This is a genomic window from Micromonospora wenchangensis, from assembly GCF_002210435.1.
In the GTDB taxonomy this organism is placed as follows: Bacteria; Actinomycetota; Actinomycetes; order Mycobacteriales; family Micromonosporaceae; genus Micromonospora; species Micromonospora wenchangensis.
Genome location: NZ_MZMV01000019.1, coordinates 17,566 through 40,420 on the forward strand (window position 1 = coordinate 17,566; position 22,855 = coordinate 40,420).

Sequence of the window (22,855 nt, forward strand, 5' to 3'; positions counted from 1 at the left end):
ACCCCCGACGGTTCAGCCCAGCCGGCGCAGCGCCCCCACGTACGCCGACCGCACCGCGACCAGCCGGCTTGCCCGGAACCGCCCCGGCTCCCGCTGGTAGACGGTGCGGCCCAGCGCCGTCCAGACCGCCGTGAACGGCACCCGGGCACCGCCGGGCGGCACGAACTTCACCACCTCGTCGAGCGCGGCGACGGCGGCGCTCAGCCGGGCCCGGCACCGCCGACGGTCCGCCTCCGGCAGGGTCCGCGCCCCGGCCGGCACCCCCCGGGCGTGGTTCTCGGCCACCCACAGCCACTCCCCGGCGTCGATCAGCCGGGACGGCTCCGGGCCGCCGTACCGGAAGCCCTCCTCCACCCCGACGGGCGCGGCGGGCAGCCGGAACAGGAACTCGCGGGGGGTGCCGCACCCCTGGCACGCGCCGGTGTAGCGGCGGGCCAGGTCGCCGTCGGGCAGGGTGAGCACGGTGGAGGCACGCGGGAAGCCCCCCTGCCCGCAGCCGCACGGTTGCAGGTCCATGTAGAGGTGGGCCTCGTGGGTGGAACGCGCGGCCAGCGGCGTCACGCCGGGCTCCACGGCATGTGGTCGAGGTGGAAGTCCCGCACGACCTCGATCCGGCGACGCCGGAACCGCCCCGGCTCCCGCTGGTAGACCGTCCGCCCCCGGGTCGACCAGAACGCCGCCTCCGGCACCGCGTCGCCGGCCTCGGGGAGGAACTTACGGACCTCCTCCAGGGCGGCCACGGCGGTCCACCGCAGGTCCGCCGCCTCGGCGTCGTCGCCCTGCCGCTCGGCCACCTCCGCCGCCTGGCCGCACCAGTCGGCGACGAGCAGCCACTCACCGGGGTCGAGCAGGGCGGAGGGTTGCGGGCCGCCGAACCTGCTGCGGGGGTGCGGACCGGCGTCGGCGGGTGCCGTCCGCCCCTCGGGCAGGGCGAACAGGAACTCGCGCCGCTCGTGGCATTCGGCGCACCGACCGGAGTACCGGTACGCCGGTCGGGACTCCCGCGTCGTGGCCGTCGCGGTCCAGGCGGCCTCCATCGACCCGCACCTGGCGCACGGGTGCAACTCCAGGTAGAGGTCGACCTCGTCCCGGGTCCGGGCGGCGGGCAGCAGGGTCACTCGGGGTCCCGGTAGTGGCCGGTGTCCGGGTCGAGGCCCATGATCTCCCGGGCCTGGCGCATGTACTCGCGCTGTGCCTGCGCCGACGGTGACCGACGCTGCGCCGAGTCGGCACCCTCGGGGGTGAAGTCGGCGTCGTCCACCTGGTGTGTGGCCTGCCACCGGGCGTGCAGGTCGGCCAGTTCGCGCAGCCGGCGCTGCCGCTCCGGATCGTCGGTCATCGCCATCGGGTCACCTCCGGATGCCGCCCGTCACCGGGCGGACCGCCCGCCCGGACCGCCGGACCGGGGCTGGTCTCTGCTGGCCGGCCGCTGCCGGCGGTCCGACCGGTCACGGCAGCGGACGCTCCACCCGCTCGGCGACGGTCTCCCGGGCCCAGGTCGCCGCCCGGTCCGGCCCGCCCGTCACCGTCCACCGGTACACGTCGACCGCGGAGCGGACCTCCAACAGGTAATGGTTGTGCGAGAAGAACCGCAGAGTCCAGCCCCCGTCCGGGTCCGGCACGAACGTCGGGGACGTCACCGCCGGAGCGTCCGGCACCGCCAGCACCCGGGTGAAGTGGTCGGGGTCGCGGACCAGCCAACCGGCGCGGGTGCCCTCGGTCACCGAGAAGGGGCGTACCACCGGGCCGTCGATCTCCCACGTCGAATACAGCTCACCGAGCAGCTCCGCGTAGGCCAGCGGGTCCAGCCCGGCTCCCACCCGGCGACCCAGTTCACCCATCACCTCGGGCCGGTTGAGATGCAGCGTCCCGCCCGACACGGTGAGGAGCAGGGCATGGGTGACGAAGATCGGCTGCCGGGCGGCCACCACCCGGACCGCGTCGGCCACCCACTCCTCGTCGGCGACCGCCCACCGCGCCGGGCGGGCCAGGTAGCGGAAGCGGGCGGTCCGCACGGTCACCGACTCCGGACCGACCCACACCCGCTCGGTGGCTTCGCCCGGCTCCAACACGTACCGCTGGAGCGCCTCGGTCGTCCGCTCCGTGTCCACCAGCAACCTCCCCGTCACGGCCGTCGGCGCACGTCATCCTGCCACAGCGACGCACCCGGCCGTCCCGGTCGGGCGCCGGAACGCGCCCGCTGCGGCTGTCGGTGTCATCCCGCGACCGGGCCGGGTGGTACAGGCGTCCACAGCAGGGCCGCGCCCGCCAGCGCCGCCCGCTGGTACGGCGGCAGCGGTTCACCGGCCCAGAAGGTCTCCACCTGCGGCGCCTCCTCGTCCTCCTCGGCGAGGGCGCGCTGGGCATCGTAGGTGATGTCCCAGGCCCGCATCCCAGGGCTCAACTCGGCAAGGCAGACCCGCCGCTCCACCGGCGAGCCGTCGACCGCCGACCGCCACGCCCGCCAGACACCCCGGACACCGGGATGACGGGAAACACTCACCACGAACCGGGTGTCGGGCCAGTCGGTCAGCTCGTAGGCCAGATCGGCGAGGTGACCGAGCCGAGCCGGCAACCCGGTGGGGTCCTCCGGGTCACCACCGGTCAGGTCCAACGGGTTCGGCAGCCGGTCCCCGGCGCGCTCGACGACCCCTGTCCGCGCCGGCAGGAAACGGAAGGCATCCGCCGACGGCGTCTCCTCGGAGACCGGCACCTCGTCGTACAACTGAGGCTCACCCCCCGGCACGTCCAGCGCGCGCAGGACCCGGCCCAGCAGCTCCCGGTCCGCAGCGGAGATCGGTACGTCGTACTGCACCGTCGCTACCGACACCGCATCCGGAAGGTACCGCAGGTCCCCGTCGCCGAGGAGTTTCCGCAGCTGGGTCACCACCTCGTCCGGGAACCGCCCCGCCAACCGCAACAGCATGCGGTGTACGGCGGCGAAGAGTTCGTCCGCCTCATCCCATACAGGACTGTCGATCACTGTCAGATCTCTTCCATGATTATTATCGTGCAGTTGTCCTGGAACTCGGGAGGCAACTGGGCCCGTACCTGTTCCTCGAGGTCAGGATCGGAGGTGCGACGCATCCGCGAGCGTGGGGGGAAGACCGCCTCCTCATCGACGGCGAAGGACGAGAACACCGATATGTCGCGGGCCTGCTGCCCGGTGAGCCGGTAGACCACCAGGATCCTCCCGCCCGTGGCAGGGTTCTCGGCCATGAACCGTACCGCCACGTCGAGGCGGCGACTGACGCTGAGGAACTCCCGAGCCCTACCGGTCGGCAGCCACGAGTTGCCATAGATCGGGGAGTACACCGGGGTGGTCCAGTCACCTCGATAGGCGACCACCGGCCGGTCCGGACTACCGACGGCCGGCAACTGCATCATCGCGTCGTGCACCATGTCAGCGTGCCACCGCACCTCGTCGAACAACCGGGGTGACACCGAGCGGAGCCGGCCGGTGAGGTCGTCCCAGGCCCTGTCGAGCGCCTGGGCGGCCCGGACCCGCTCGACGGCGCTCTGCGCGCCCGGCTGTTCCCGCGCCCGCTGCCTGGCCGCCGCCATGCGCCGTTGCGCCTCCACCCACCGCGCGGCCGGGCCACTGAGCGGCGAGCGTGCGGTGAGGTGACCCGCCCCCTCATGTACCACCGGACGGAGCAGCAACGGCAACGGCAACGCCTTGGTACCGGCGGCGATATTGCCCAGGTAGTTCCTGACGAGTTCGTCGACCTTCCGGTCGAACACCTCCCTCGTCGGCCGCTCCGCCACCCCACCGGTGAACAGGTGGGTACGGATCACGTTGTTGATCAGGTAGTGGCTGTGTCGGGTGTAGACGGCCAGCGCCATGACGTGGGGCTTCGACAGCCGCTGACCCAGACGGCGCACGGCTGCGGTGTCGGCCGGGTCGATGCCGTTGCGCCGCAGCCAACCGGCGAGGTCGGCGTCCCGCACCCGGCCGCTCTCCAGTTGGGGCCACAGCCGGTCCGCGATCGCCGGGACCTTGTGCTGGGTCTCCGAGAAACCGTGCGGGTCGACGGCATGATCCAGGTAACGGGCCTCGTGGGGGAAGAGCCCGTCCACCGTCACCTCGGCCCGCAGCGTGGGCAGGTCGACGTCGGGCAGGCTGCGGTAGAGGTCCACCGCCGTCAGGCGGCTGTCGGGCGGGCGCAGCTCCACCCGCTTGACACCGGCGATCTCCGCTCCGCGCAGGATCTCGAAGAGGGAATGGTCCCGGGCCGGCAGCATCCAGCCCATCAGGCCGCTCAGGAACCGCTCGGTCTGCAGGCCGTCGAGCCCCACGAACCGGGCGGCGGTGAGCATCCGGGCGGTGGTGCCGGAGACCCCGTCGATGACCGGGAAGCCGTCCCGACCCACCCAGCGGGCCCACGGCCCATGGTCGGTGTCGTGCGCGGTTGCCCCCTCACGCCACGGCAGCAGGCTGTGGTCGCCGAGCGGAGCGCCGGCCTGCTCCCGGTTCACCTGGTCGACGTACGCCCGTTCGAGCCGACCGAGCGGAGTGCCCAGCCGGGCATAGTGGTCGGGGGTGTTGGCCAGGGCCAGCTGTTCGTCATCCGAGCGGGGCCGGCGGGGAGACTGACTCGCCGTCATCTCGGCCAGGTCCCGGATGCCGTGCTCCGAGTTCCTCGCCACGTTGCCGGTGGCGAAGAAGTCCCGGCCGAACTTCAGCCTGTCCCGCAGTGGGTCCGGCATCAGCCGGTTCACCGTACCGTCGAGCAGGTCCCCCATCCGACGGACCGCCGCCACGTCGACGCCCGCGTCCCGCGCCTGCTCCCACCGGCCCTCGTCGAGCACCGACAGCAGCGCGTGGGACAGGGTGTACGGGTTCTTCCAGTTGCAGTAGGCCGCGTTGTAGAAGGCGGTCATCGTCTCCCGGAGGTTGCCCTCGGCGAGCAGCCGATCGAAGCCGACCGAGGTGCCCACCTGGCCGGCGCTGTCGGGCGCGTCGTCCCGGAAGAAGGCGCTCTCCACCCGGGCGACCACCTCGGCGCGGGTCTGCCCCGGGTGCGCCGACCCGGTCAGTGCCACCAGGATGTCCCGCATCCGGGTCAGCGCCGTCCGTACCGTGTCCTGCACCTGCGGGTCGCGGAAGTAGTACGCCCCCAACCGCTGCTCGAACCGGGTCGCCTCCCTGGACCAGCGGGGATCGTGCAGGAACCGCGCGAACTCGAACGGCACCCGACTGACCCGGGCCGGATAGCTCGCCGGGGCGAGGTCACCCGGGGGCTTCGACGGGTCAACCGCCTCCGGCGGCAGCACATCGCCGTCGCGGGCACGCCCCGACGGGCCGCCGCCGGAGGGACCGGCACGCCCCTCCGGTGGGCCCTCCCGACCCAGCAGCGCATCCCGGCCGGCGTCGCCGAGCCGCCCGTCGAGCAGCCTCAGCCGGGCCGCCGCCCCCGGATCGTCCGGATGCAGGCCGAGATGGTCGCGCAGGGCCCGCAGTTCGGCGCGGGCGTACGTCGCCTGCGCCGGGTCGCGCAGCAGGTCGGCCAGCACCTCCACCTCGGCCAGCCGGCCCAGGTCGTGCGGGCTGGGACCGATGCCGTCGGCCAGCACGCCCGGGGTGAGCGCGTCCGGCGCGAACGGGTCCAGCCCACCGGCGGCCCGCTGCCTGATCGCCGCCAACTCGGCCGCCTCGTGGGCGACAGCCCGCGCCACGTTGATGTCGGCAGCCCGGTCGGACAGCTCGATCCGCCAGCCGCCCCCCTCCGGTGGCACGGTGCCGTGCGGCAGGTCCCGGCCGTCCGCGTCGACCGGCACCGAGCGGGCCACCGCGCCGTCGGGCAGGGCGTCCGCCGGCACCGCGGTCAGGTCCAGCCGTACGCCGCGCAGCGTGCCGTCCGCCAGCGACCGGTCCATCAGCAGGCGCAACGCCTCGTCGCCGAGTCGACATACCAGTTCCGGCGCAGCCACCTCCCGGCCGTACCCGTGGAACTGCGCGTCGGGCACCCGGGCGGCGGTGACCGGCGCAGGACCGTCCCCGCGGAGCAGTCCGTGGATCGCCGACGGGTCGGGCACCCGGGGCAGCCCGGCGGTGTACGCCGACCGGGGGTGCAGCGGACCGGTGTCGCTGATCGACTTGACGCCCTTCCAGTCGGCGCCGAGCAGGGCCCGCTTGCCGATCCAGGAGGCGTCCCGCCCCCGGTGGTGCTCCCCCCAGCCGGCCTGGCTGATCTCGAACGGCGTCGGGTACCGGCCGCTGCCGAACGGGTGGCTGCGGGCCCGGTCCAGGATCTCCCGTCCCGCCTCCCGCTGCCGGTACGCCTCGGTGAGCACCTGCTCCGGGTCGCTGGTGCCGTAGCGTGCCCGGAGCCGGTCGACGTCGACGGGGCCGTCGCCGTCGGCCGCCCGCCGGGCCAGCGCGATGTCGACGTCCACCGCGCGCAGCTCACTTCGGAGCCGGTCGAGCACGCCCTCGGCCCGGTGCCCGGTGTTCGGCGCCCAGTCGAATCCGTCGCGCGCCCACGCGTACCCGCCGACGGTGGAGGCGGCGTGCACCTCGACCCGTTCGACGCCTGAGTACCGGTACCAGTCGGTGAGATGGCCGTTCCACTCCCGGGCGAAGCCCTGGCCCTGGACCCGTTCGCTGAGCTTCAGCGAGACGTGTTCGACGAAGAGGCTGCCGTCGTGGTCGCGGTGGAAGGACCGCACCACCCGACCGACGGGCACGCCGTCCGGATCGTGCACGGCGGCCCGGACGACGACCTCGTCGCGGTGCACACTGACGCTGTACGGATCGTCCAGTTCCACCCGGACGCGCAGCCCGGCGAACTCGCGCCCGTCGAGCTGGTCGGCGAACTCCCGGCGGACGGCGTCGCCCCAGGCGTCGGCCTCCTCCCGGCTGCCGGGGATCAGCTCGTCGAGCGAGGGACGCCGGTCCTCCCGCCGCCACGGCGGGTCGGACCAGATCTCGTCGTTGCGGGTGGGCTCCCGCCCGTCGGCCGGTGTCGCCCCGTCCGCCTGCGGCACCTGCTCCAGCTCGTGCACGGGGTAGCCGCGTCGGGCCAGGTCGGCGTCGAGCCGGTGGAGGTCCTCCCGGAGCCGGGCCCGGTCGATCGGGTCGGTCGCCGCCCGCAGCTCGTCGACGACGCACCGGCGCTCGGTCAGCCCGAGCAGAGTCCGTGCATCCGGAGCCACCGCGTCGGCCGCCCCGCGCCCCGTGCCCGGTCGGCCCGCCGAACGTGCCGGCTCCGGAGCGGGCCAGCCCGGCCCCGGTTCCGGTGCCGATGTCCGGTGGTCCGCGGCCCACGCCGGAGCCGACCACGGTGCGACGGTTCCCTCGCCCGGTCCACCCGGTCGCGGCGTCCCCGCTTCGGGGGTGACCGGCCGGGGTGCCGCTCCCCGCTCCGGCGCGAGCGGGGTCGGGTCGGCCCCGCCGAGGAGGCCGGTGATCCGGTGCAGGGCCCGACCCAGCACTCCCGGGCGGTGCCCCGGCCCCGGCCGCGTTGGCTGTCCGGCCGCCGGCCGGTCCGCCGGGGCACCGTCGCGTGCCGGCCCCCACTCGGCGAGCGGTGGCGCACCGGGGCCGGAGCGGGGTGGGGCCGACACGTCCGGGGCGGCCGGATGGTCGCGGAGCGCGGGCAGCGACCGTCCCGACTGCTCCTGTCCGATCGCGTCGAGGTCGATGCCGTACCGGTCGGCGATCTCCCGGCTCAGCGGGCCGTGGAAGGCGCCGCCACGACGCTCGCCGGGGATCGGATGGTTCGCCTCGGCGATGGCCAGGCGGGCCCGTTCCACGATCTGTGCGACAGGTTGGTCGACCGCCCGGTCGAGCAGTTCCCGGGGCAGGACGGCCCGCTCGGCCGGATCCAGCACGTACCGGTCGAGGACGTAGTCCCGCATCTGCTGCGGGGTCCAGTCGGCCATCTCCTGGTAGGCGTCGCTGCGGGGTAGGCGCGGGTCCCCTGCGTGGTCGGCGGCGCGGAAGCCGGCCAACCCCCGGAGGAAGTGCTGCTGGACGGCGAACGCCTGGAACTCGCCCTCGAACCGGAACGGCACCAGCACCTGCGCCGGGATGTCGTCGCCGAAGCGTCCCTCGGCGACTCCCTGGGCCAGCACGTCGCCCAGCACGTCGGGGCTGGGCTGGAGCCGGTGCATGCTCTCGTGCACGACGGTCGCGGCGACCGCGCTGATCGGCCGGTTGGTGGCGCCGTCGCGGGGGTCGACATAGAGGATCTCGGTCCGGGTGTCGAAGCCACCCCGCGCCGGTCCCCGGACCCAGTCGTCCAGCTCGGGCAGGCGCAGCTCCGGTGGGAGCAGCGCCTCGACGCTCTCCATGTCCTTCGGGATGACGCGTTCGAAGGTGTCGGCCGCGTGCCGCTCGAACGCCGGACCGAGCACGTCGCCGATCTTCGCCACCGCGATCGCCTGGTCGATGACGTGGAACCGGTGGGTGACCGGGTCCACGCCGACCACCCGGTGCGCCATCTCGACGGAGTTGAGCGGGTCCACCCCGTCCAGGTCCCGCCAGCCCGGGTCGGCGTGTTCCCCGCCCCGGGAGAAGTCCCGCCAGTCGCGGTAGCGGTCGGCGTACCCGTCGACCGCCCGGCTCAGCGCGCGTACCTCCCGCACGACGTCGCCGAGCGGGCCGCCGTCGCGGGCCCGGTCGGCGGCCGCCTGCAACCGGTCGGCCTGCCCGGCCACCGCGTCGAGGTCGGCGAGCCGGCCGGCGACCGCCGCCTCCGGGTACCGGGCGAGCAGGTTCTCCTTCGCCCTGCCCACCAGCTCGTGCACCTGCTCGGGCAGCTCCGCGCCGGTCCGGGTGCGGTGGGCCGGGAAGTTGCCGCTCGGCGCGAGTTCCTGACTGATCGGCAGCTCGTCGCCCGCCCGTAGCGGCACGGTCGCATCCGGCACGGCGGCGGGCGGCCCGGCATCCGGGCCGACGGTCCTGGGCGCGGCGACGTCCGGGGGCACGGGCCCCGGCCCGGCGAGGTCCGGGGGCACCGGCCTCGGGGCGGCCGTGTCCGCAGGTGCGGGCCGCGCGGCGGGGGCGGGAGGTGCGGCGTTCGGGTCGGCCGGGGTCCGCTGCGCGACCAGCGCGGTCGTCTCCGCGCGCAGCCGGGCCACCACGGCGTCGATCTCGGCCTGGCTGCGCGGCAGGTAGGAGCCGTCCTCCCGGCGTACCGCGAGGTGTTCCCGGGCCCAGTCCCGCAGCTGTCCGGGGGTGGCCGGGTCGTCGGCGAGCAGGCCGCGCACGGTGTCCGGGGTCAGCGGCCGGGGCGGTGCCGGCGCGGGGGCGGTGGCGTCCCGGAAACCGACCGCGTCGGCGTCCAGCACCGGCGGGTCCGGCCGCGCCGGTGCCTCCAGCGCCGCGAGCGAGGGCTCCGGCGACGTCCGCGCCGGTCCGGGTCGCGCCGGCCCGTCCGGTGGCGTCGCCCCGGCCCGTCCCCCCTCCGGTACGCCGTCCGTCGGCACCCCGGCCCGGCCGGGCCCGACCGGGCCGTCGAGCACCTGGTGGATCTCGCGGTGCAGGGTGCGCCAGGCTTCGCCGAGCTGCCGGTCGACGAAGGCGGCCCGCGCGGTCGGGTCGGCCGGCAGGTGCTCCGGCAGTACGACCCCGGCCGGCTCCCGCTGCACCCACTGCCCGTGCTCGACCGCCATCCCGGGCCGCAGCACCACCGGCTGGCCGGGTGGCAGCGCCGAGTTGACCTGGAGCACCACCCCGACGCGCAGCCCGTCCGGGTACTCGACGGTGAGCAGGCGGGACGACTCGTCCCAGCTCGCCCGGTGCGGCTGGTCCACCGGCCCGGCGTCGCGGCCGGCCAGCAGCTCCCCGACGTGCCCGTCGAACATCGACCGCACCGCCTCGGGCAGCGGCACCGCGGGCCCGACCGGATGCGATCCGGCCGGCACCAGCTCGGCCGGGACGCGTCCGTGCGCTACGCCGCGTAGGTGCCCCCCGGCGGCCAGCTCGCCGCCTCGGCCTGCATCCGCAGGATCTTGCCGTACGCCTTCCTGTACTGCATGTCCGCCGGCCCGTCCAGCACCTGCCCCTCCCGGGACGCCTTCTGGATGACCAGCCGACGGTCCTTCTCCGGGTGGCCGAAGCTGTACTCGACCTCCCGACTGTCCTCCCGGACCAGTTCGAAGTCCACCAGAATCGCCATCACCGGTTCTCCTCGGCCACGAGTTGTCCAGGTCCTCTCCGGTCCGGCCGGGTGCGACCCGCTCCCAATTGAACAGGCTCTGGGCGTACGCGTGGGCATCCGGGTAGGTGGCGTCCGGGTGCACCAGCAGGTAGCCCGACTCGGCCAGCTCGTGCTCCAGCAGGACCAGGTCGGGTTCGAGCGGGCGACCCTCCCGCAGCCTGATCCACGCCTCCGCGATGTCCTCGTCCGCGTCGAAGCGTCGGCGGACCCAGCCGTCCGGGTAGTCCCGCAGCACGTGCTCGTCGACCATGAGGTGCTGTTTCACCCGGGCGATCTCGGCGTGGGTGAAACCTGTCGTGCCGCCGGGGCGGGCGACGGTGGCGAGGTTCGCCGCGATGTCCGCGACGTCCCCCGGGTCGGCCCGGAACCGGTCGTAGGCCCGGTCCGCCCACTCCATCGCACGGAGTTCGTCGCGGGGACGGATCGAGGCCCCGCTCTGCGCGTCCCGGTCATCGGGCCCCCGGTTCTGCGCCCCACGGTCCTCGGGGGGCCGGTCGTGCGGGGGCCGGTCGGTGGCCGGGCGGTCCTCGGGCCGGGCGTGGTCCGGGCGGGGCTCTGCCCTGTTCATCCCGGTCGGGTCGGTGACCGGCCCGGTCCGGCCGGCACCGGTGGCCGCCTGGTGGTCCCGGATGATGGTCGCCGGTGGTTCGACTCGGCCGGCCGGCGACGGGGGTGGCGCGTCGTCACGGTCCCGGCGTGCCGGCTCGGCGTCCCGCCCGCCCGGCTCCACGTCCCGGTGTCCCGGGCCGGGATCGGCGTCGGGGCGGACCGGGTCGACGTCGGACCGGACCGGACCCGCGTCGCGGCCGGGCGGACCCGCGTCGCGGCCGGGTGGGGCGTGGTCGCGGCCGGGCGGGCCGGCGTCACGGCTGCCGGGGTCCAGGTCCCGAGCAGGCGACGGTCCATCGGGGCGGGTGGGAGCGCCGTCGCCGGGTCCACCCGGCGGCGCGGTGTCAGCCGGTGTCGGCCGGGTCACCGGGTCACCGGCCGTCCGCCCGCCGGTCGGCGGGGTCGACTCCCCCGCCACCCGGTCGCCACCCGGGCGGGACCACTCCCCCGGCATCCGCTCGCCCCCGGGCCGCACCGGATCGGCAGGCGGGCGGGCCGGATCGGCAGGTGGACGGGCCGGGTCGAGAGACGGGCGGGCCGGGTCGGCGAGGCGGGTCCCCGCCTCCGGGGTGCGCACCGGTGCGGGGTGGCGCGGGCCGCCGCCGTCCCCGGTGCCACCCACCAGGTCGGTACGTTGCGGCAGGTCGGCCGGGGGCAGCTCGGGTCGCGGCGGGTGCGGGCCACCCGGGCCGCCGGGGTCGGGCCCGTCGCCGTCGACCACCGTCGGGTCGGGTGACCGGACGCCGTCGCGGGCGAGCACGGTGCCGTCGGCGGCGATCGCCCCGCCGTCGAGCCGTTGGCCGTCGCCGTCGACGTGGGCCCAGACCGCGCCCCGCTCGCTGTAGGTGACCCGCAGGCCGGCGGCCCGGTCGACGGCGGCCATCCCCTCGGGGAGCAGCATCACGTCGCGCCCGATCCGCAGGTTCGTCCCGCCGACCCGGACGGTGTCCAGTTTGTTCTGCGCGCCGAAGATGACGCCGGCCTTGGCCCCCTCCGCGCCGCCGTGCAGCATGTTCTGGAGGTCGAACTTCCCCTGTGCGGCGTCGGTCGCGCCGGTCACCAGGGCACCGGTGACCCCGCCGCCGATGACGTGGCCGGGAATGCCGCCGAACATCGACGCCCCGAACAGCCCACCCTGGACGGTGGAGACGCCGAGCTGACCGAGGTCGAGGCCGGCGCGTTCGCCACCGGCGATCTGGTACATCTGGCCCAGCAGGTTGCCGCCGCCCATGAACGCCGCCCCGAACGCCACCCGCTGGCCCAGGTACTTCGTCAGCTCCCGGCCGAAGGTGGTGGTGGCGATCTCGCGGGTCGCGTACTGGCTCAGGGTGGCCCGGCTGAGCTGCTCGAACGCCTCGGTGCCGGCCAGGCGCACCCCGCCACGGGCGGCGAGGTCGGTGCCGACCCGGGCGCCGAACTTGCGCAGCAGTTGCTCCTCGATCTCCCGGGCGAGCTGGTTGCGGGCGGCGAGCAGGCTCCGCCCAGCCAGCCGTCGGGACTCCAGCCCGGCCTCACGGCCGAGTTGGCGCAGCAGTTCCCGGTTGGTGACGCCGCGCAGCCACTGCCCGGCCATCCGGTCGGCGACCGACCTGGCGACGACGTTGCGCGGCAGGGTGTTGCGGGCGAGGTTGCCGGCGCCCTGCCGGATCACCGTCGGCAGGGTCTGCCGGACGAACGCGGGGACCTGGGTCCGCGCGAAACGCGGCAGCTGGGTGGTGACCAGCCGGGGGACCTGGGTACGGACCAGGTTCGGCAACTGGGTCCGGACCAGGGTCGGTAGCGTACGGGTCAGCAGCGCGGTCACCTCGGCGAGGGCGGCGCGGACGGAGATGCTGCCGATGGCCCGTACCGCGTTGGTGGCGGCGGCCCCGATCGCGGCGCGGCAGGCGGCGAACGCCCCCGGGATGCCTGCGGTGGACAGGCCGAGCGACGGGATGGCGGCGGCGACCAGCATGAACAGCGAGACGGCGAGCATGATCAGGCCGAGCAGGGCCATGAACTTCATCAGCTCGATCTGGAGGCCGAAGCTCTGCACCGCCTCCTCCATGGAGGCGAGGGTGTCGACCGTGCCGGCGAGCGACTCGAGGTAGGACAGCCATTCCCGGGTGAACACCTCGGCGGCCCCGTCGCCGCTCCAGTTGGTCAGGATGCCGTCGGCGGCGTGCACCGCCTCCTCGTAGAAGGCGGCGAGTTCCTGCGTCGCGGCACCCCAGGCGTCGGAGAGTTCGTAGACGGCGTCGATGTCCGACTCGGGGATCTTGCCGATGAGGATCTCACCGACGGTGGAGCGGACGCCCGGGATGGCGGCTTCGAGGTCGGAGAACCACTCCAGGATCTCGGCGAGGGCGTGGTCACTCTCGCTCACGCGGGGTCCTCCCCGGCACCGTGGAGGTCCCCGGCCGGCCGCCTCGGGTCAGTGCCGGCCACCGGCCCGGTCGATGTCGGTGGCGTTGTCGTCGTCGGTGCCGGTGTAGCTCCACATGGCGTCGGCCACGTACGCGCCGAGCTTGTCCATCGCCTCGCCGAGCTTGGGCACGGTGGCCTTGACGGCCTCGTTCATCTGCTGCCCGCCCCCACCGGGCACCTCGACCGACTTGTGGTACGTCTTGAGGAACTCCTCGGTGAACTCGTCGCGCGGCAGCGTCCCGGGCGCGGCCTCCAGCCCGGTGATCGCGCCGAGCTTGCCGTCCATCGCGGTGCGCATGGACTGCCCGCTGATCCGGAGCCGGTTGGCGATGCCGAGGATGTCGGCGACGCTCGTCTTGATCTCGACGAATCTACTCATCGTCGTCCCCCTTCAGGCGCACGTCGGCGTCGTGACTGTGCAGCAGCTTCTCCAGCTGCGCGCCGCCGGGGGCCATCCGGCGCAGGTCGGGGGCGAGGCTGCCGTCGAGGATCTCGCGGGACTGCTCGGCGGCGTCCTCGACGGCGAGGCGGACGGTCGCCACGATGGTGGCGGCCAGCGCCTTGGAGTTGGGGTTGCGGAACACCCGGGGGTCGATGTCCAGCTCCAGCAGGTGCCCCCGGGGGCCGACGACCGCCTTGACGGTGCGGTCGTCCGACCAGGCCGTGCCGGTCACCCGGAGCATCCGGCGCTGCACGTCGTCCATCCCGGACCAGGCCTTCTTGAGGTCACCGATCATGGCGGTCAACGCGCCGAAGTTCGGTCGTTCCTCCATCGTCCCTCCCCCGAGGTCCCTTCCGCCGGGCAGCCTAACCGGGGCGGCCCGGCCCCGGCTGCCCCGCCGGTCCGACGCCCTCCCGGCCGGGAGGGCGTCGGACCGGACGGTCACATGCCGGCGGCGATCTGCTGGTCGACCTGCTGCATCCGCTCGGCCGACGCGCCGAGCTTCACGCCGACCCGGGTCAGCGCCTCCTTGATCTCGGTGGCGCCCTGGTTCCACTTCTGCCGGGCCTCGTCGCACGCCTGCCCCGCCGGCCCCTGCCAGTCCTGCGCGAAGAGCTGGGTGAACTGGGTGTAGAGGTCCTGGAGGCTGCCGTCCATCTGGCCCTGGTAGGTGCCGATGGCGGTGGCCACATCGGAGATCTGGGCGAAGTTGTAGGTGATGGGACTGCTCACTGGAAGGTCACCTTTCGCTGGTCACGGCGGCACGGGTCGCCCGGGAGGGTCGACGCGGCCGCGGCGGATACCGGAGGCGTCAGCCGCGCAGGATGCTCATCACGCTGGCGTCGCCGGTCTCGGCGGCAGCCTGGCGGATCTCGGTCGCGGCGTCCTCGTCGTTCATGCCGTACTGCGTGGCGGCGCTGGTCATCTTGCCGGACAGCTCGTCGAGCGCCGAGATGATCTTCTTCAGGCCGTCGTTGAGCTGCACGGAGACGTCCTGCAGCGCGTTGTTGGCCGAGCCGCGCATGCCGCTGCCGCCCAGCGCCTGCACCCGTTCGACGAGCCGCGCCATGCCCAGTGCGAGGCCCTCGCCGGTCTCGTTGCACCGTTTCGCCATCGCGTTCAGCTGTTCCTGGGTGGCGTGAACCTGACCCAGTCCCGGAGTGTCGGTCAAGGTGGACTCACCCGCTCCTCTGCTTGCGCCCCCCGGTCAGGGAAGCGTCCCCTTGATGGTGGTGGCCGTCGTGGCCGACCCTGACGGTAGCGCCCCGTAACGAATCGGGCCACCTCACTTCGTCCGAAGTGGCTGGTCGGGGTGGCGACAGCGGCGACACCGGGTCCCGGCGGTGGTCGGCAGCGGTTACGCTCGGGGCGATTTCCGGTGACACTCGGGCGGGGGCCCGCCGCACCAGGGGAGGTTCGGTGGCGGAGGACGACGGCAGCAACCCGTACCAGCACGAGACCGACCAGAACACCAGGACCGACTGGCTGGCCGATCAGAAACCCGTCGACGTCGATCCGGACGGGCTGGTCGACTACGGCAGGAACATGGTCGTCATCCAGGAGAACCTGCAGAGCCACGGTGGCCGGTTGAGCCAGCTCGGCCAGTTGCCGCACCGCGCCTGGGAGGGTGCCGCGCTGCCCGAGGGCGTCTACGTCCGCACCCAGCTCACCCTGAACTACGCCGAGTTCCAGCAGTACCTGACCTACCTGGGTGCGGCACTGACCAACATCGGCATGGCCGCGCAGACGGTGGCGGACGCCTACGCCAACACCGACGGCTGGTCGGCGGCCTCGCTGGACGCGGTCCGGTTCGCCTTCGGCGAGGCCGACGCGCCTCGTCCCGCCGGGCTGCCGCCGTTCGTCTCCGGCAAGACCTGGTGGGACCAGTACCTCGAAACGATGTCGAGCGGTCAGGCCAACGCCGCGCCGACCCCCGAGCAGTTCGTCGACCAGGGCCAGCCCCGGGTCGCCCCGGACGGCAGCATCACCTTCACCGCGCTCGGCCCCGGCGGCGTGGTGCGCACCATCGTGCAGCGGTCGTTGCCCGGCGGCGTGGGCACCGAGACGGTCACCACCACGACCGACGCCACCGGCAAGGTGCTCGACAGCAGCACCAGTCGGACGACCACGGTCGTCACCGGCAACTCCACGGTGGTCACCACCACCAACACCGACGCCGACGGCCGGCGCACCGGCGGCAGTCGGGAGACCACGTCGTACGGCGTCGACGGCGGTCGTACGGTGACCAGCGAGCAGCTCGACGCCGGGGACAAGCCGACCGCCACCCGGATCGACGCGCAGCACGCCGACGGGACGCACACGATCACCACGACCGACGGCACGGGCACCGTCACCCAGGAGCTGCACATCGGTCAGGACACCGAGGGCGTGGACCCGGCCGAGCTGACCGACTCCCCCGCCAAGGCGGCGCTGGACGAGATCAAGCAGCACGACTACGGCATCTGAGCCCGGGAGGACACGATGGCCGACTACTGGGGCGCCCAGGCGACGTACGCGCACGGTGGCCCGCGCGGCGAGGGCACCCGGTACGTCATGCCGCCGGAGAACCCGGACCTGAAGTTCACCCCGGCCCCGGGCGGCGAGGGCGGGGCCACCATCGAGACGGTCCGCCAGCAGGTGCTGGGGCAGCACCCGGAGGACATCTCGGCGCTGGCCGACCAGTGGCAGAACGCCTACAACCTGTTGCAGAGCATCCACCAGCAGTTGCTGTCCGCCAGTCAGACCCTGCACGACGAGCACTGGAAGTCACCGCAGGCCCGCGACGCGTTCCTCAAGGCGGGGCCGGGCAAGACGCTGGCGTACCTCGACGAGTGGATGGACGCGGCCCAGCACAACGTGACCGCGCTGCGGGCGATGGTCGGCATCGCCCGCGACTCCCGGGCGGAGATGGACCGGCTCTGGACGGAATACCGGGAGGCCATCGACGACGCGAAGAACTCCGACGGCTGGACGCAGTTCTCCGAGGGCTTCAAGCAGGGTTTCACCCTGGGCCTGTACGACGGCGAGAAGGGCATCCAGGCGGCCGAGGCCGAGGCGGTGCGGGAGAAGCAGGAGGAGTACAACCGCCGGGCGCAGGAGTTGGCCCGACGTACCGCCGACGACTACTTCGACACGTTGAGCAAGGTCAGTGGCGGGCACGGTCCGCCGTTCTTCCCGATGGACGCGGTGCTCAACCCGGTCGGTCACCCGCCGTGGCGCGGGCCGGTCGGCGCCCCGCCGCCGGTGGGGCCGCCCGGTGCCCGCCCGCCGGGGGTCGGGGCGACCCCGCCGCCGGCGTCGGTGCGGCCGGTACCCCGGCCCACTCCGAATGATCCGGACCAGTTGGCCCGGCAGGTGCTGGACACGCTCAGGCCGCCCCCGGAGGTCGGTGCGCCGACCCCGACGCCGGACACCGGCAACCGGGCGGGTCCCGCCGTGGCACCGCCGCCGGTGGTGCCGCCGCCGCTGGTCGCGCCGCCACCCGGCCTGTCCACCGGGGCACCCGGGCCGAGCGGCGTGAACGCCAACGCCACCGGCGCGGGCCGGGCCGGGCTGACCCGGCCACCGGGCCTCGACGGGGCCACCGGTGAGCGTGCCGGGCTGCGCAGCGGGGTGCTGCGCGGCGGTGCCGGAGCGCCGGCGGTCAGCGAACCGCCCCAGGCGTCGTTGCGGTCCCCCGGCGCGAACGCCACCCCGCCGCCGACCGGCGGCCGGGCCGCGCCGCCGAACGGGCTGCGTGGTCCCGGTGCCCCGTCGACGGCGGCCCCGCCGGCCGGTGCCCGGGGCACCCCGGCGGCCGGTTCCCCGCACTCCCCGGCCTCCCGCCGGCCGGGCAGCGGGGAACAGGCGGACCCGGCCCGGCGGGGCACCGTCCGTGCGGGTGCCGGCGACGAAGACCTGTTCGGCCGGCCGGCCGGGGAGACCACCGCGCCGGTGTTGCAGAACCGGCGTCCGCAGGAGCGGCGCGCGTCCGGCGGTGCCGGCCGCGCCGCCGGTGGGCAGGCCGGCGACGGCTCGACGCCGACCCGGCCGGGGACCGCCCCGCCCGTGCTGGGCAGCCCGGCCCGGGGTGCCGGGGTGGCCGGGACGCCCCGGTCGAAGCGCCGTGACCGGGCCGGCGCGGCGCAGCCGGCGACGCCTGGCGGCGAGTGGCTGGGCGACGGCCGGTCGGAGGCGACCGCACCGGTGCTGGACGCGCCGGCCGCGCCGCTGTCCGGGGGGCGGGTGTCGCGGCTGGATGAGGTGCCGGGCGCGTTGCGGGGCCGGCCGTCGGCCGAGCCGGCGCCCCGGCGGGGGCGCGGCGGCCAGCCGGTGCCGCCGGAGCTGGCTCCCCGGCGGACCACCGCCGCGAAGCGGGACGACCGGGACGAGCACCGCGACGGTCCGGGGATCGTCACCGACGAGCAGGCGTTCAGTGTGGAGACGCCGGGGGGTGGTGTGCTCGGCAAGCAGGCCGAGGACCGCTCCTACCGGGCCGAGCCGAAGACCGCGCTGGGCGGCAGCTGACCGCGTTCCGGCCGGCCCGCCACGGGCCGGCCGGGGGCGGGTCAGGACCAGCGTTCGCCGGTCAACCGTTCGTAGACGTCGACGTACCGGGCCCGGGTCGCCTCGACCACGTCGGCCGGGACCTCGGGTGCGGGGGACTGCTTGTCCCAGCCGCTGCTGGTCGCCCAGTCCCGCACGTACTGCTTGTCGTAGGAGAACTGGGTCCGGCCCGGCTGGTACGACTCGGCCGGCCAGTAGCGGGACGAGTCGGAGGTGAGCACCTCGTCGCCGAGGACCAGGGTGCCGTCCGCCGCCCAACCCAGTTCGATCTTGGTGTCGGCGACCAGGATGCCCCGGTCGGCGGCGAGTTCCGCGCCCCGCCGGTAGACGTCCAGGGTGATCTGGCGCAGCCGCTCGGCGGTCTCCGCACCCACCTTGTCCACCACGTCGGCGAAGGTGATCGGCTCGTCGTGCTCCCCGGCCGGAGCCTTGGTCGACGGGGTGAAGATCGGCTCCGGCAGGATCGACGCCTCGACCAGGCCACGCGGCAGCGGCACGCCGGAGACCGCGCCGGTGCGCTCGTACTCCTTGAGGCCGCCACCGGTCAGGTAGCCCCGGGCGACGCACTCGACGGGCACCATGTCCAGCCGGCGGCAGCGGATCGCCCGGCCGGCGAACTCGGCGGGCACGTCGGTGGTCGAGAGGACGTGGTGCGGCACCAGGTCGGCGAGCTGCTCGAACCACCAGAGCGACAGGGCGGTGAGCAACCGCCCCTTGTCGGGGATCGGGGTGGGCAGCACCACGTCGTAGACGGAGATCCGGTCGGAGGCGACCAGGATCAGGTCGTCGCCGTCCGCGTAGACGTCCCGGACCTTGCCGGAGTGCAGAAGTTCCACGTGCCCTAGTACACCACGGGGACGACGCCGGCCGGGTCGCCCACCCGGGCGGCCGGCGGGCGGGCGTTGACACCCGGCCGCGCCACCTGCGTGAATGGTCCGGCTACCGGCCCGCCCGTCCCCAGGAGCACCCCGTGTCCGCTGTGCGTCCCCCGCTGGTCCGGCCCGGCGTCGACCCGGCCCGGCGGCGGCTGCTCGGCGCGCTGCTCGGTGTCCCGCTGCTGGCCACGGGCGGGCTGAGCGGGTGCGGCGTCGAGGCGGAGTCGCCGACGCCGGACGGCCCGGTGGAGCTGTCCGTCTTCTGGTACGGCGGCACCCGACGGGCCGAGGCCACCGAACGGGCCCTGCGGCTGTATTCGGCCCGCAACCCGCAGGTCACCTTCCGGGTGACCTGGCAGGGGCAGGGCGGCTACTACGAACGGCTCGCCACCCAGGCCGGCGGCGGCAACGTGCCCGACCTGTTCCAGATCGACGACTCGATGCTCGGCGACTACGCCCAGCGCGGCATCCTGCTCGACCTCGGCGGCTACGTCGACGACGGCCGGATCAACCTGAACACCCTGCCGCCCGGCCTGGTCGACTACGGAAAGATCGACGACCGGGTGTACGGCGTCGCGGCCGCGCAGACCCACGCCGCCGTGGTGTTCAACCGCGACCTGCTGCGCCGGCTCGGGGTCGCCGAACCGACCACCTCGATGACCTGGGCCGACTATCTGAGCTGGGCCGCCCGGGTGACCCGGGTCAGCCGGGGCCGGGTCGCCGGCTCGATGGACCCGTCGGGCGACCACCGGGCGCTGTGGCTCTGGCTGCGCGGGCTGGGCACCCGGTTCTACCAGGGCCGCCAGTTGGGTTTCGGCCCGGCCGCGCTGCTGGACTGGTTCGAGTTCTGGGAGCGGGCCCGCAGCCAACGGGCCACCCCGGCCGCCGCCCTGGTGGACCGCGCCGATAGTGGCGAGCCGGCCCGGCAACTGGTGGTCAGTCGGCACACCGCCGCCTCGTTCGCCTGGTCCCACCAGTTCCCCGAGCTGCAGCGCTACAGCGAGGACGAACTGGCCCTGGTCGGCTTCCCGGGCCCCCGGGCCGCCCAGTGGGACCGGGCGTCGATGTACTGGGCCGGGTTCCGGGGCACCCGGCACCCGCAGGTGGTGGCCGACGTGGTCGACTTCCTCACCGGCAGCGTCGAGGTGGGCCGGCTCCTCGGCACCGAGCGGGGCCTGCCGGCCAGCCTGACCGTACGCCAGGCGGTCGTGCAGACCCTCGACGATCCGCTCGCCGAACAGGTCGCCGCCCTCGGTGAGGCGCTGCACCAGCAGGTCGGCCCGGCGCCCGCCCCGCCACCGCGGGGGCACGGCGAGGTGCGTGCCCTGCTCACCGAGGCGGCCCGGAGCATCCGCGCGGGACGCTCCGGGGCGCGGGCGGCGACGACGCAGTTCATGGCCCGGGCCCAGGCGGCCCTGGCCCGGTGACGGGTCGGCGGGACGGGCGGTGACGCCGGTCTCGGGTCAGCGGGGCGGACGGTTGCGCCGGTTGCGGGTCAGCAGCACCACCAGCAGGACGATGCCGCCGACGACCACCAGGCAGCAGAGCAGCCCGAGGACGCCGAACCCGCCGCCCCTGGACCGTCGCCGGGCCGCCTCCACCACCAGCTCGCCGGTGCCGCTGGACGCCCAGGCGGCCACCGGCACGAAGACCGAGAGCACTACCGCGCCGAGGACCGCGCTCAGCCGGCCCCACCATGTGATCGGAGTTGACGTCTTGATCTCAGTAGACATGCCCTCATCCTGACCGAGGGCGGCAAGTCCGGCACCCCGAAGCGCGCAGCGGTTCCGGACGGGAGGCCGGGAAACGACGACAGGCCCCGGAGACGGCAGCAGGTTCCGGAAACGCGACAGGCCCCGGAGACGAACTCCGGGGCCTGTCGAAACAAGTAGCGGGGACAGGATTTGAACCTGCGACCTCTGGGTTATGAGCCCAGCGAGCTACCGAGCTGCTCCACCCCGCGTCGGCCCGTTAAGCCTAACCCATCCGTCCGACGGAGATCGGCCGGCCCCCCGATCCGCCGTCCGCCCAGCTCAGGACGCCCGACGGGGCGTGCCGCCGCCCGCGCCGCCCGTTTGCCGGCTGCGGCACGGCCGATCCCCGACCCCGCGACGGCGGACCCGCCGCCGGGGCGGAATCGGCAGCAGGCCCCGGAAACGGCAGCGGTCCCCGGAAACGCGACAGGCCCCGGAGACGAACTCCGGGGCCTGTCGAAACAAGTAGCGGGGACAGGATTTGAACCTGCGACCTCTGGGTTATGAGCCCAGCGAGCTACCGAGCTGCTCCACCCCGCGTCGGCTGGTTAACCGTAGCCTACCGACCCCCGGGCCCGCAAAACGGCACCCGGGCCGTCAGTCCAGCCAGTCCCGCAGCGCGTCCACCGCCCGCCGGCTGTCGGCGTCCACCTGCGACCGGTCACTGGACGTGCCCTCCCAGCCCTGCTCCCAGAGCACGGTCACCACGTCCCCGAGGCGGATCGCCCGGACCAGCCGGATCTCGTCCCCGCCGGCCGGGTCACCCGCCCCTTCGGAGTATGACCGGCGCAGCTCGAACAGCACCGACTCGTCGCCGTAGCCGCCACCGGCCAGTAGGCGGTACCGGGACGTCACCCCCGGGGTGTCGGACGACTGCTGGATCGGGCAGTCCCGCACCGCCGCCCGCAGCTCACCGAGGACGTCCCCGGCGCGCCCGGCCCGGTACAGGGTGATGGTGTGCCGGTAGCTGCCGTCCGGGACGTACCCCTTCGGGGTGTCGGCGTACCGGAAGGCCAGGACGCGGCCCCGGCGCTGGACGACACCGGAGTCGCCGGGGTGCGCGCCGCAGAGCTGCGGCAGCGGCGGGCCGGGGGTGAACATCGGCCGCACACCGGTCTCGTTGGCCGCGGCGAGGGTGAAGAACGCCGCGTCGGGGATCGCGGTCGGCGGCCGGCCGGACGACGAGGTGACGGCCGGGCTGACCGGGCCGGCCGGCGACCGCCCGGCGGAACCGGTGAGCGCGGACGCGGCCGGGACGGAGGTCCTGGTCGCCGCCGGCGACACCGCCGGGGCGGGCACCGCGACGGCGGTGGTGGGTGGGGAGGCGGGCGGCCCGGCCGGCGTGCCGGGCGCGGCGGTGAGCACGAACCGGGTGCCGGCCGCCGTCCCGCCCACCAGGGCCGCCACGACCAGCACCCCCGCCGCCGTCCGCAGCCGGGCCCGCCGGTCGGCGTACCGACGGACCAGGTCGGGCGGGACCAGGCCGCCGGGGTCGGTGTCCTGGGCCAACGACCGGTAGAGACGGTGCAGCTCACGCGACATCGTTGACCTCCAACTCCTTCGCCGAGACGCCGGGGAGCAGCTCGGCCAGCCGGGACCGCCCCCGCGACAGCCACGACTTCACGGTGCCGCTGGGCACCCGGGCCTCCCGGGCGATCTCCTCCACCGGCATGTCGAACAGGTAGTGCAGGGCCAGCGCCTGACGCTGGTTGGCGGGGAGCTGCCGCAGCGCGGCCACCAGCAGCACGGTGTCCTCGCCGGGTGGCCGCACGTCCTCCGGTGGCCCGGTGCGGCTGATCGCCGTCCGCCAGCTCCGTAACCGGCGGAACCGGTCGGCGGCCAGCCGGCTCACCACCAGCCGCAGCCACGCCTCCGGCGCGGGGTGCTGCGCCAGCCGGCCCCACTGCCGCCAGGCGCGGGCGTACGCCTCCTGGACGAGGTCCTGTGCCTCGCCGTGGTCGCCCGCCACGGCGTGGCCGTAGCGCAGGGTCCGCGCCGAGGTGCTCCGGTAGAACTCGTCGAAACTCCGCTCGTCCCTCATCCGCGCACCACGTC

Annotated in this window: 17 protein-coding genes and 2 tRNA genes; 3 read left to right on the forward strand and 16 right to left on the reverse strand. The window is 74.6% G+C overall.

Annotated features, from left to right (window positions below; genetic code table 11):
- Positions 1–12: 12 nt before the first annotated feature.
- From B5D80_RS13545 to B5D80_RS13590, 10 genes are all read right to left on the reverse strand, one after another.
- Complete coding sequence (locus tag B5D80_RS13545; RefSeq protein WP_245854536.1) at positions 13–561, reverse strand: hypothetical protein; 549 nt, start codon at positions 559–561, stop codon at positions 13–15.
- Positions 558–1,118, reverse strand: coding sequence for a hypothetical protein (locus tag B5D80_RS13550; protein WP_245854538.1), 561 nt, complete (start codon positions 1,116–1,118; stop codon positions 558–560). The genes B5D80_RS13545 and B5D80_RS13550 overlap by 4 nt, the downstream gene beginning before the upstream one ends.
- Entirely contained in the window at positions 1,115–1,345 is a 231-nt protein-coding gene (locus B5D80_RS13555) for a hypothetical protein (protein WP_088644216.1), read from the reverse strand. Before B5D80_RS13555 ends, B5D80_RS13550 begins: the two co-directional genes overlap by 4 nt.
- A 103-nt stretch (positions 1,346–1,448) precedes the next feature.
- The gene (locus tag B5D80_RS13560) at positions 1,449–2,111 is read right to left on the reverse strand and encodes a hypothetical protein (protein WP_088644217.1); all 663 of its coding nucleotides are present in this window, start codon (positions 2,109–2,111) and stop codon (positions 1,449–1,451) included.
- A gap of 104 nt (positions 2,112–2,215) precedes the next feature.
- Complete coding sequence (locus B5D80_RS13565; protein ID WP_144081658.1) at positions 2,216–2,983, reverse strand: hypothetical protein; 768 nt, start codon at positions 2,981–2,983, stop codon at positions 2,216–2,218.
- 2 nt (positions 2,984–2,985) lie between these two features.
- Positions 2,986–13,143: a WXG100-like domain-containing protein gene (locus tag B5D80_RS13570; protein ID WP_088644219.1), complete on the reverse strand. Its 10,158-nt coding sequence runs from the start codon at positions 13,141–13,143 to the stop codon at positions 2,986–2,988.
- Positions 13,144–13,191: 48 nt separating this feature from the next.
- Positions 13,192–13,563 (reverse strand): hypothetical protein, encoded by a 372-nt coding sequence (locus tag B5D80_RS13575; protein ID WP_088644220.1) that lies wholly within the window; start codon positions 13,561–13,563, stop codon positions 13,192–13,194.
- Positions 13,556–13,957, reverse strand: a complete 402-nt coding sequence (locus B5D80_RS13580) for a YbaB/EbfC family nucleoid-associated protein (protein ID WP_088644221.1) — start codon at positions 13,955–13,957, stop codon at positions 13,556–13,558. Before B5D80_RS13580 ends, B5D80_RS13575 begins: the two co-directional genes overlap by 8 nt.
- A gap of 110 nt (positions 13,958–14,067) precedes the next feature.
- The gene (locus B5D80_RS13585; protein WP_088644222.1) at positions 14,068–14,358 is read right to left on the reverse strand and encodes a WXG100 family type VII secretion target; all 291 of its coding nucleotides are present in this window, start codon (positions 14,356–14,358) and stop codon (positions 14,068–14,070) included.
- A 79-nt stretch (positions 14,359–14,437) separates the two neighbouring features.
- Entirely contained in the window at positions 14,438–14,797 is a 360-nt protein-coding gene (locus B5D80_RS13590) for a WXG100 family type VII secretion target (protein WP_245854545.1), read from the reverse strand.
- A 248-nt stretch (positions 14,798–15,045) separates the two neighbouring features.
- Between B5D80_RS13590 and B5D80_RS13595 the strand changes: the two genes are divergently transcribed.
- Together B5D80_RS13595 and B5D80_RS34800 are read left to right on the forward strand one after the other, a co-directional pair.
- Positions 15,046–16,092, forward strand: a complete 1,047-nt coding sequence (locus B5D80_RS13595; RefSeq protein ID WP_088644223.1) for a WXG100 family type VII secretion target — start codon at positions 15,046–15,048, stop codon at positions 16,090–16,092.
- Positions 16,093–16,107: 15 nt separating this feature from the next.
- A complete protein-coding gene (locus B5D80_RS34800) occupies positions 16,108–18,132 on the forward strand; it encodes a WXG100 family type VII secretion target (RefSeq protein WP_088644224.1) in 2,025 nt (674 codons plus the stop codon).
- A gap of 41 nt (positions 18,133–18,173) precedes the next feature.
- On the opposite strand, the gene B5D80_RS13605 is transcribed toward B5D80_RS34800, so the two are convergent.
- Positions 18,174–19,007, reverse strand: a complete 834-nt coding sequence (locus tag B5D80_RS13605) for a phosphoribosylaminoimidazolesuccinocarboxamide synthase (protein WP_088644225.1) — start codon at positions 19,005–19,007, stop codon at positions 18,174–18,176.
- A gap of 134 nt (positions 19,008–19,141) precedes the next feature.
- Here B5D80_RS13605 and B5D80_RS13610 point away from each other — a divergent pair, with 134 nt between their 5' ends.
- Positions 19,142–20,473, forward strand: coding sequence for an ABC transporter substrate-binding protein (locus B5D80_RS13610; RefSeq protein ID WP_245854547.1), 1,332 nt, complete (start codon positions 19,142–19,144; stop codon positions 20,471–20,473).
- A gap of 36 nt (positions 20,474–20,509) precedes the next feature.
- Here the strand turns inward: B5D80_RS13610 and B5D80_RS13615 are convergent, their stop codons facing one another.
- The 5 genes from B5D80_RS13615 to B5D80_RS13635 form a co-directional block, all read right to left on the reverse strand.
- Positions 20,510–20,779 carry a hypothetical protein gene (locus B5D80_RS13615; RefSeq protein ID WP_088644227.1) on the reverse strand — a complete coding sequence of 90 codons (270 nt, stop codon included), beginning with the start codon at positions 20,777–20,779 and terminating at the stop codon, positions 20,510–20,512.
- A gap of 156 nt (positions 20,780–20,935) precedes the next feature.
- Positions 20,936–21,009, reverse strand: a tRNA-Met gene (locus B5D80_RS13620).
- Positions 21,010–21,266: 257 nt separating this feature from the next.
- A tRNA-Met gene (locus B5D80_RS13625) sits at positions 21,267–21,340 on the reverse strand.
- 57 nt (positions 21,341–21,397) lie between these two features.
- Entirely contained in the window at positions 21,398–22,342 is a 945-nt protein-coding gene (locus B5D80_RS13630; RefSeq protein ID WP_088644228.1) for a hypothetical protein, read from the reverse strand.
- Positions 22,332–22,841, reverse strand: coding sequence for a SigE family RNA polymerase sigma factor (locus B5D80_RS13635; protein ID WP_088644229.1), 510 nt, complete (start codon positions 22,839–22,841; stop codon positions 22,332–22,334). The genes B5D80_RS13630 and B5D80_RS13635 overlap by 11 nt, the downstream gene beginning before the upstream one ends.
- Between the last annotated feature and the right edge of the window lie 14 nt (positions 22,842–22,855).

Bases quoted from the DNA above. Each gene is read 5' to 3' on its own strand.
- B5D80_RS34800 (WP_088644224.1), top strand. From the start codon at position 16,108: ATGGCCGACTACTGGGGCGCCCAGGCGACGTACGCGCACGGTGGCCCG.
- B5D80_RS13635 (WP_088644229.1), bottom strand. From the start codon at position 22,841: ATGAGGGACGAGCGGAGTTTCGACGAGTTCTACCGGAGCACCTCGGCG.
- B5D80_RS13575 (WP_088644220.1), bottom strand. From the start codon at position 13,563: ATGAGTAGATTCGTCGAGATCAAGACGAGCGTCGCCGACATCCTCGGC.
- B5D80_RS13615 (WP_088644227.1), bottom strand. From the start codon at position 20,779: ATGTCTACTGAGATCAAGACGTCAACTCCGATCACATGGTGGGGCCGG.
- B5D80_RS13630 (WP_088644228.1), bottom strand. From the start codon at position 22,342: ATGTCGCGTGAGCTGCACCGTCTCTACCGGTCGTTGGCCCAGGACACC.
- B5D80_RS13555 (WP_088644216.1), bottom strand. From the start codon at position 1,345: ATGGCGATGACCGACGATCCGGAGCGGCAGCGCCGGCTGCGCGAACTG.
- B5D80_RS13580 (WP_088644221.1), bottom strand. From the start codon at position 13,957: ATGGAGGAACGACCGAACTTCGGCGCGTTGACCGCCATGATCGGTGAC.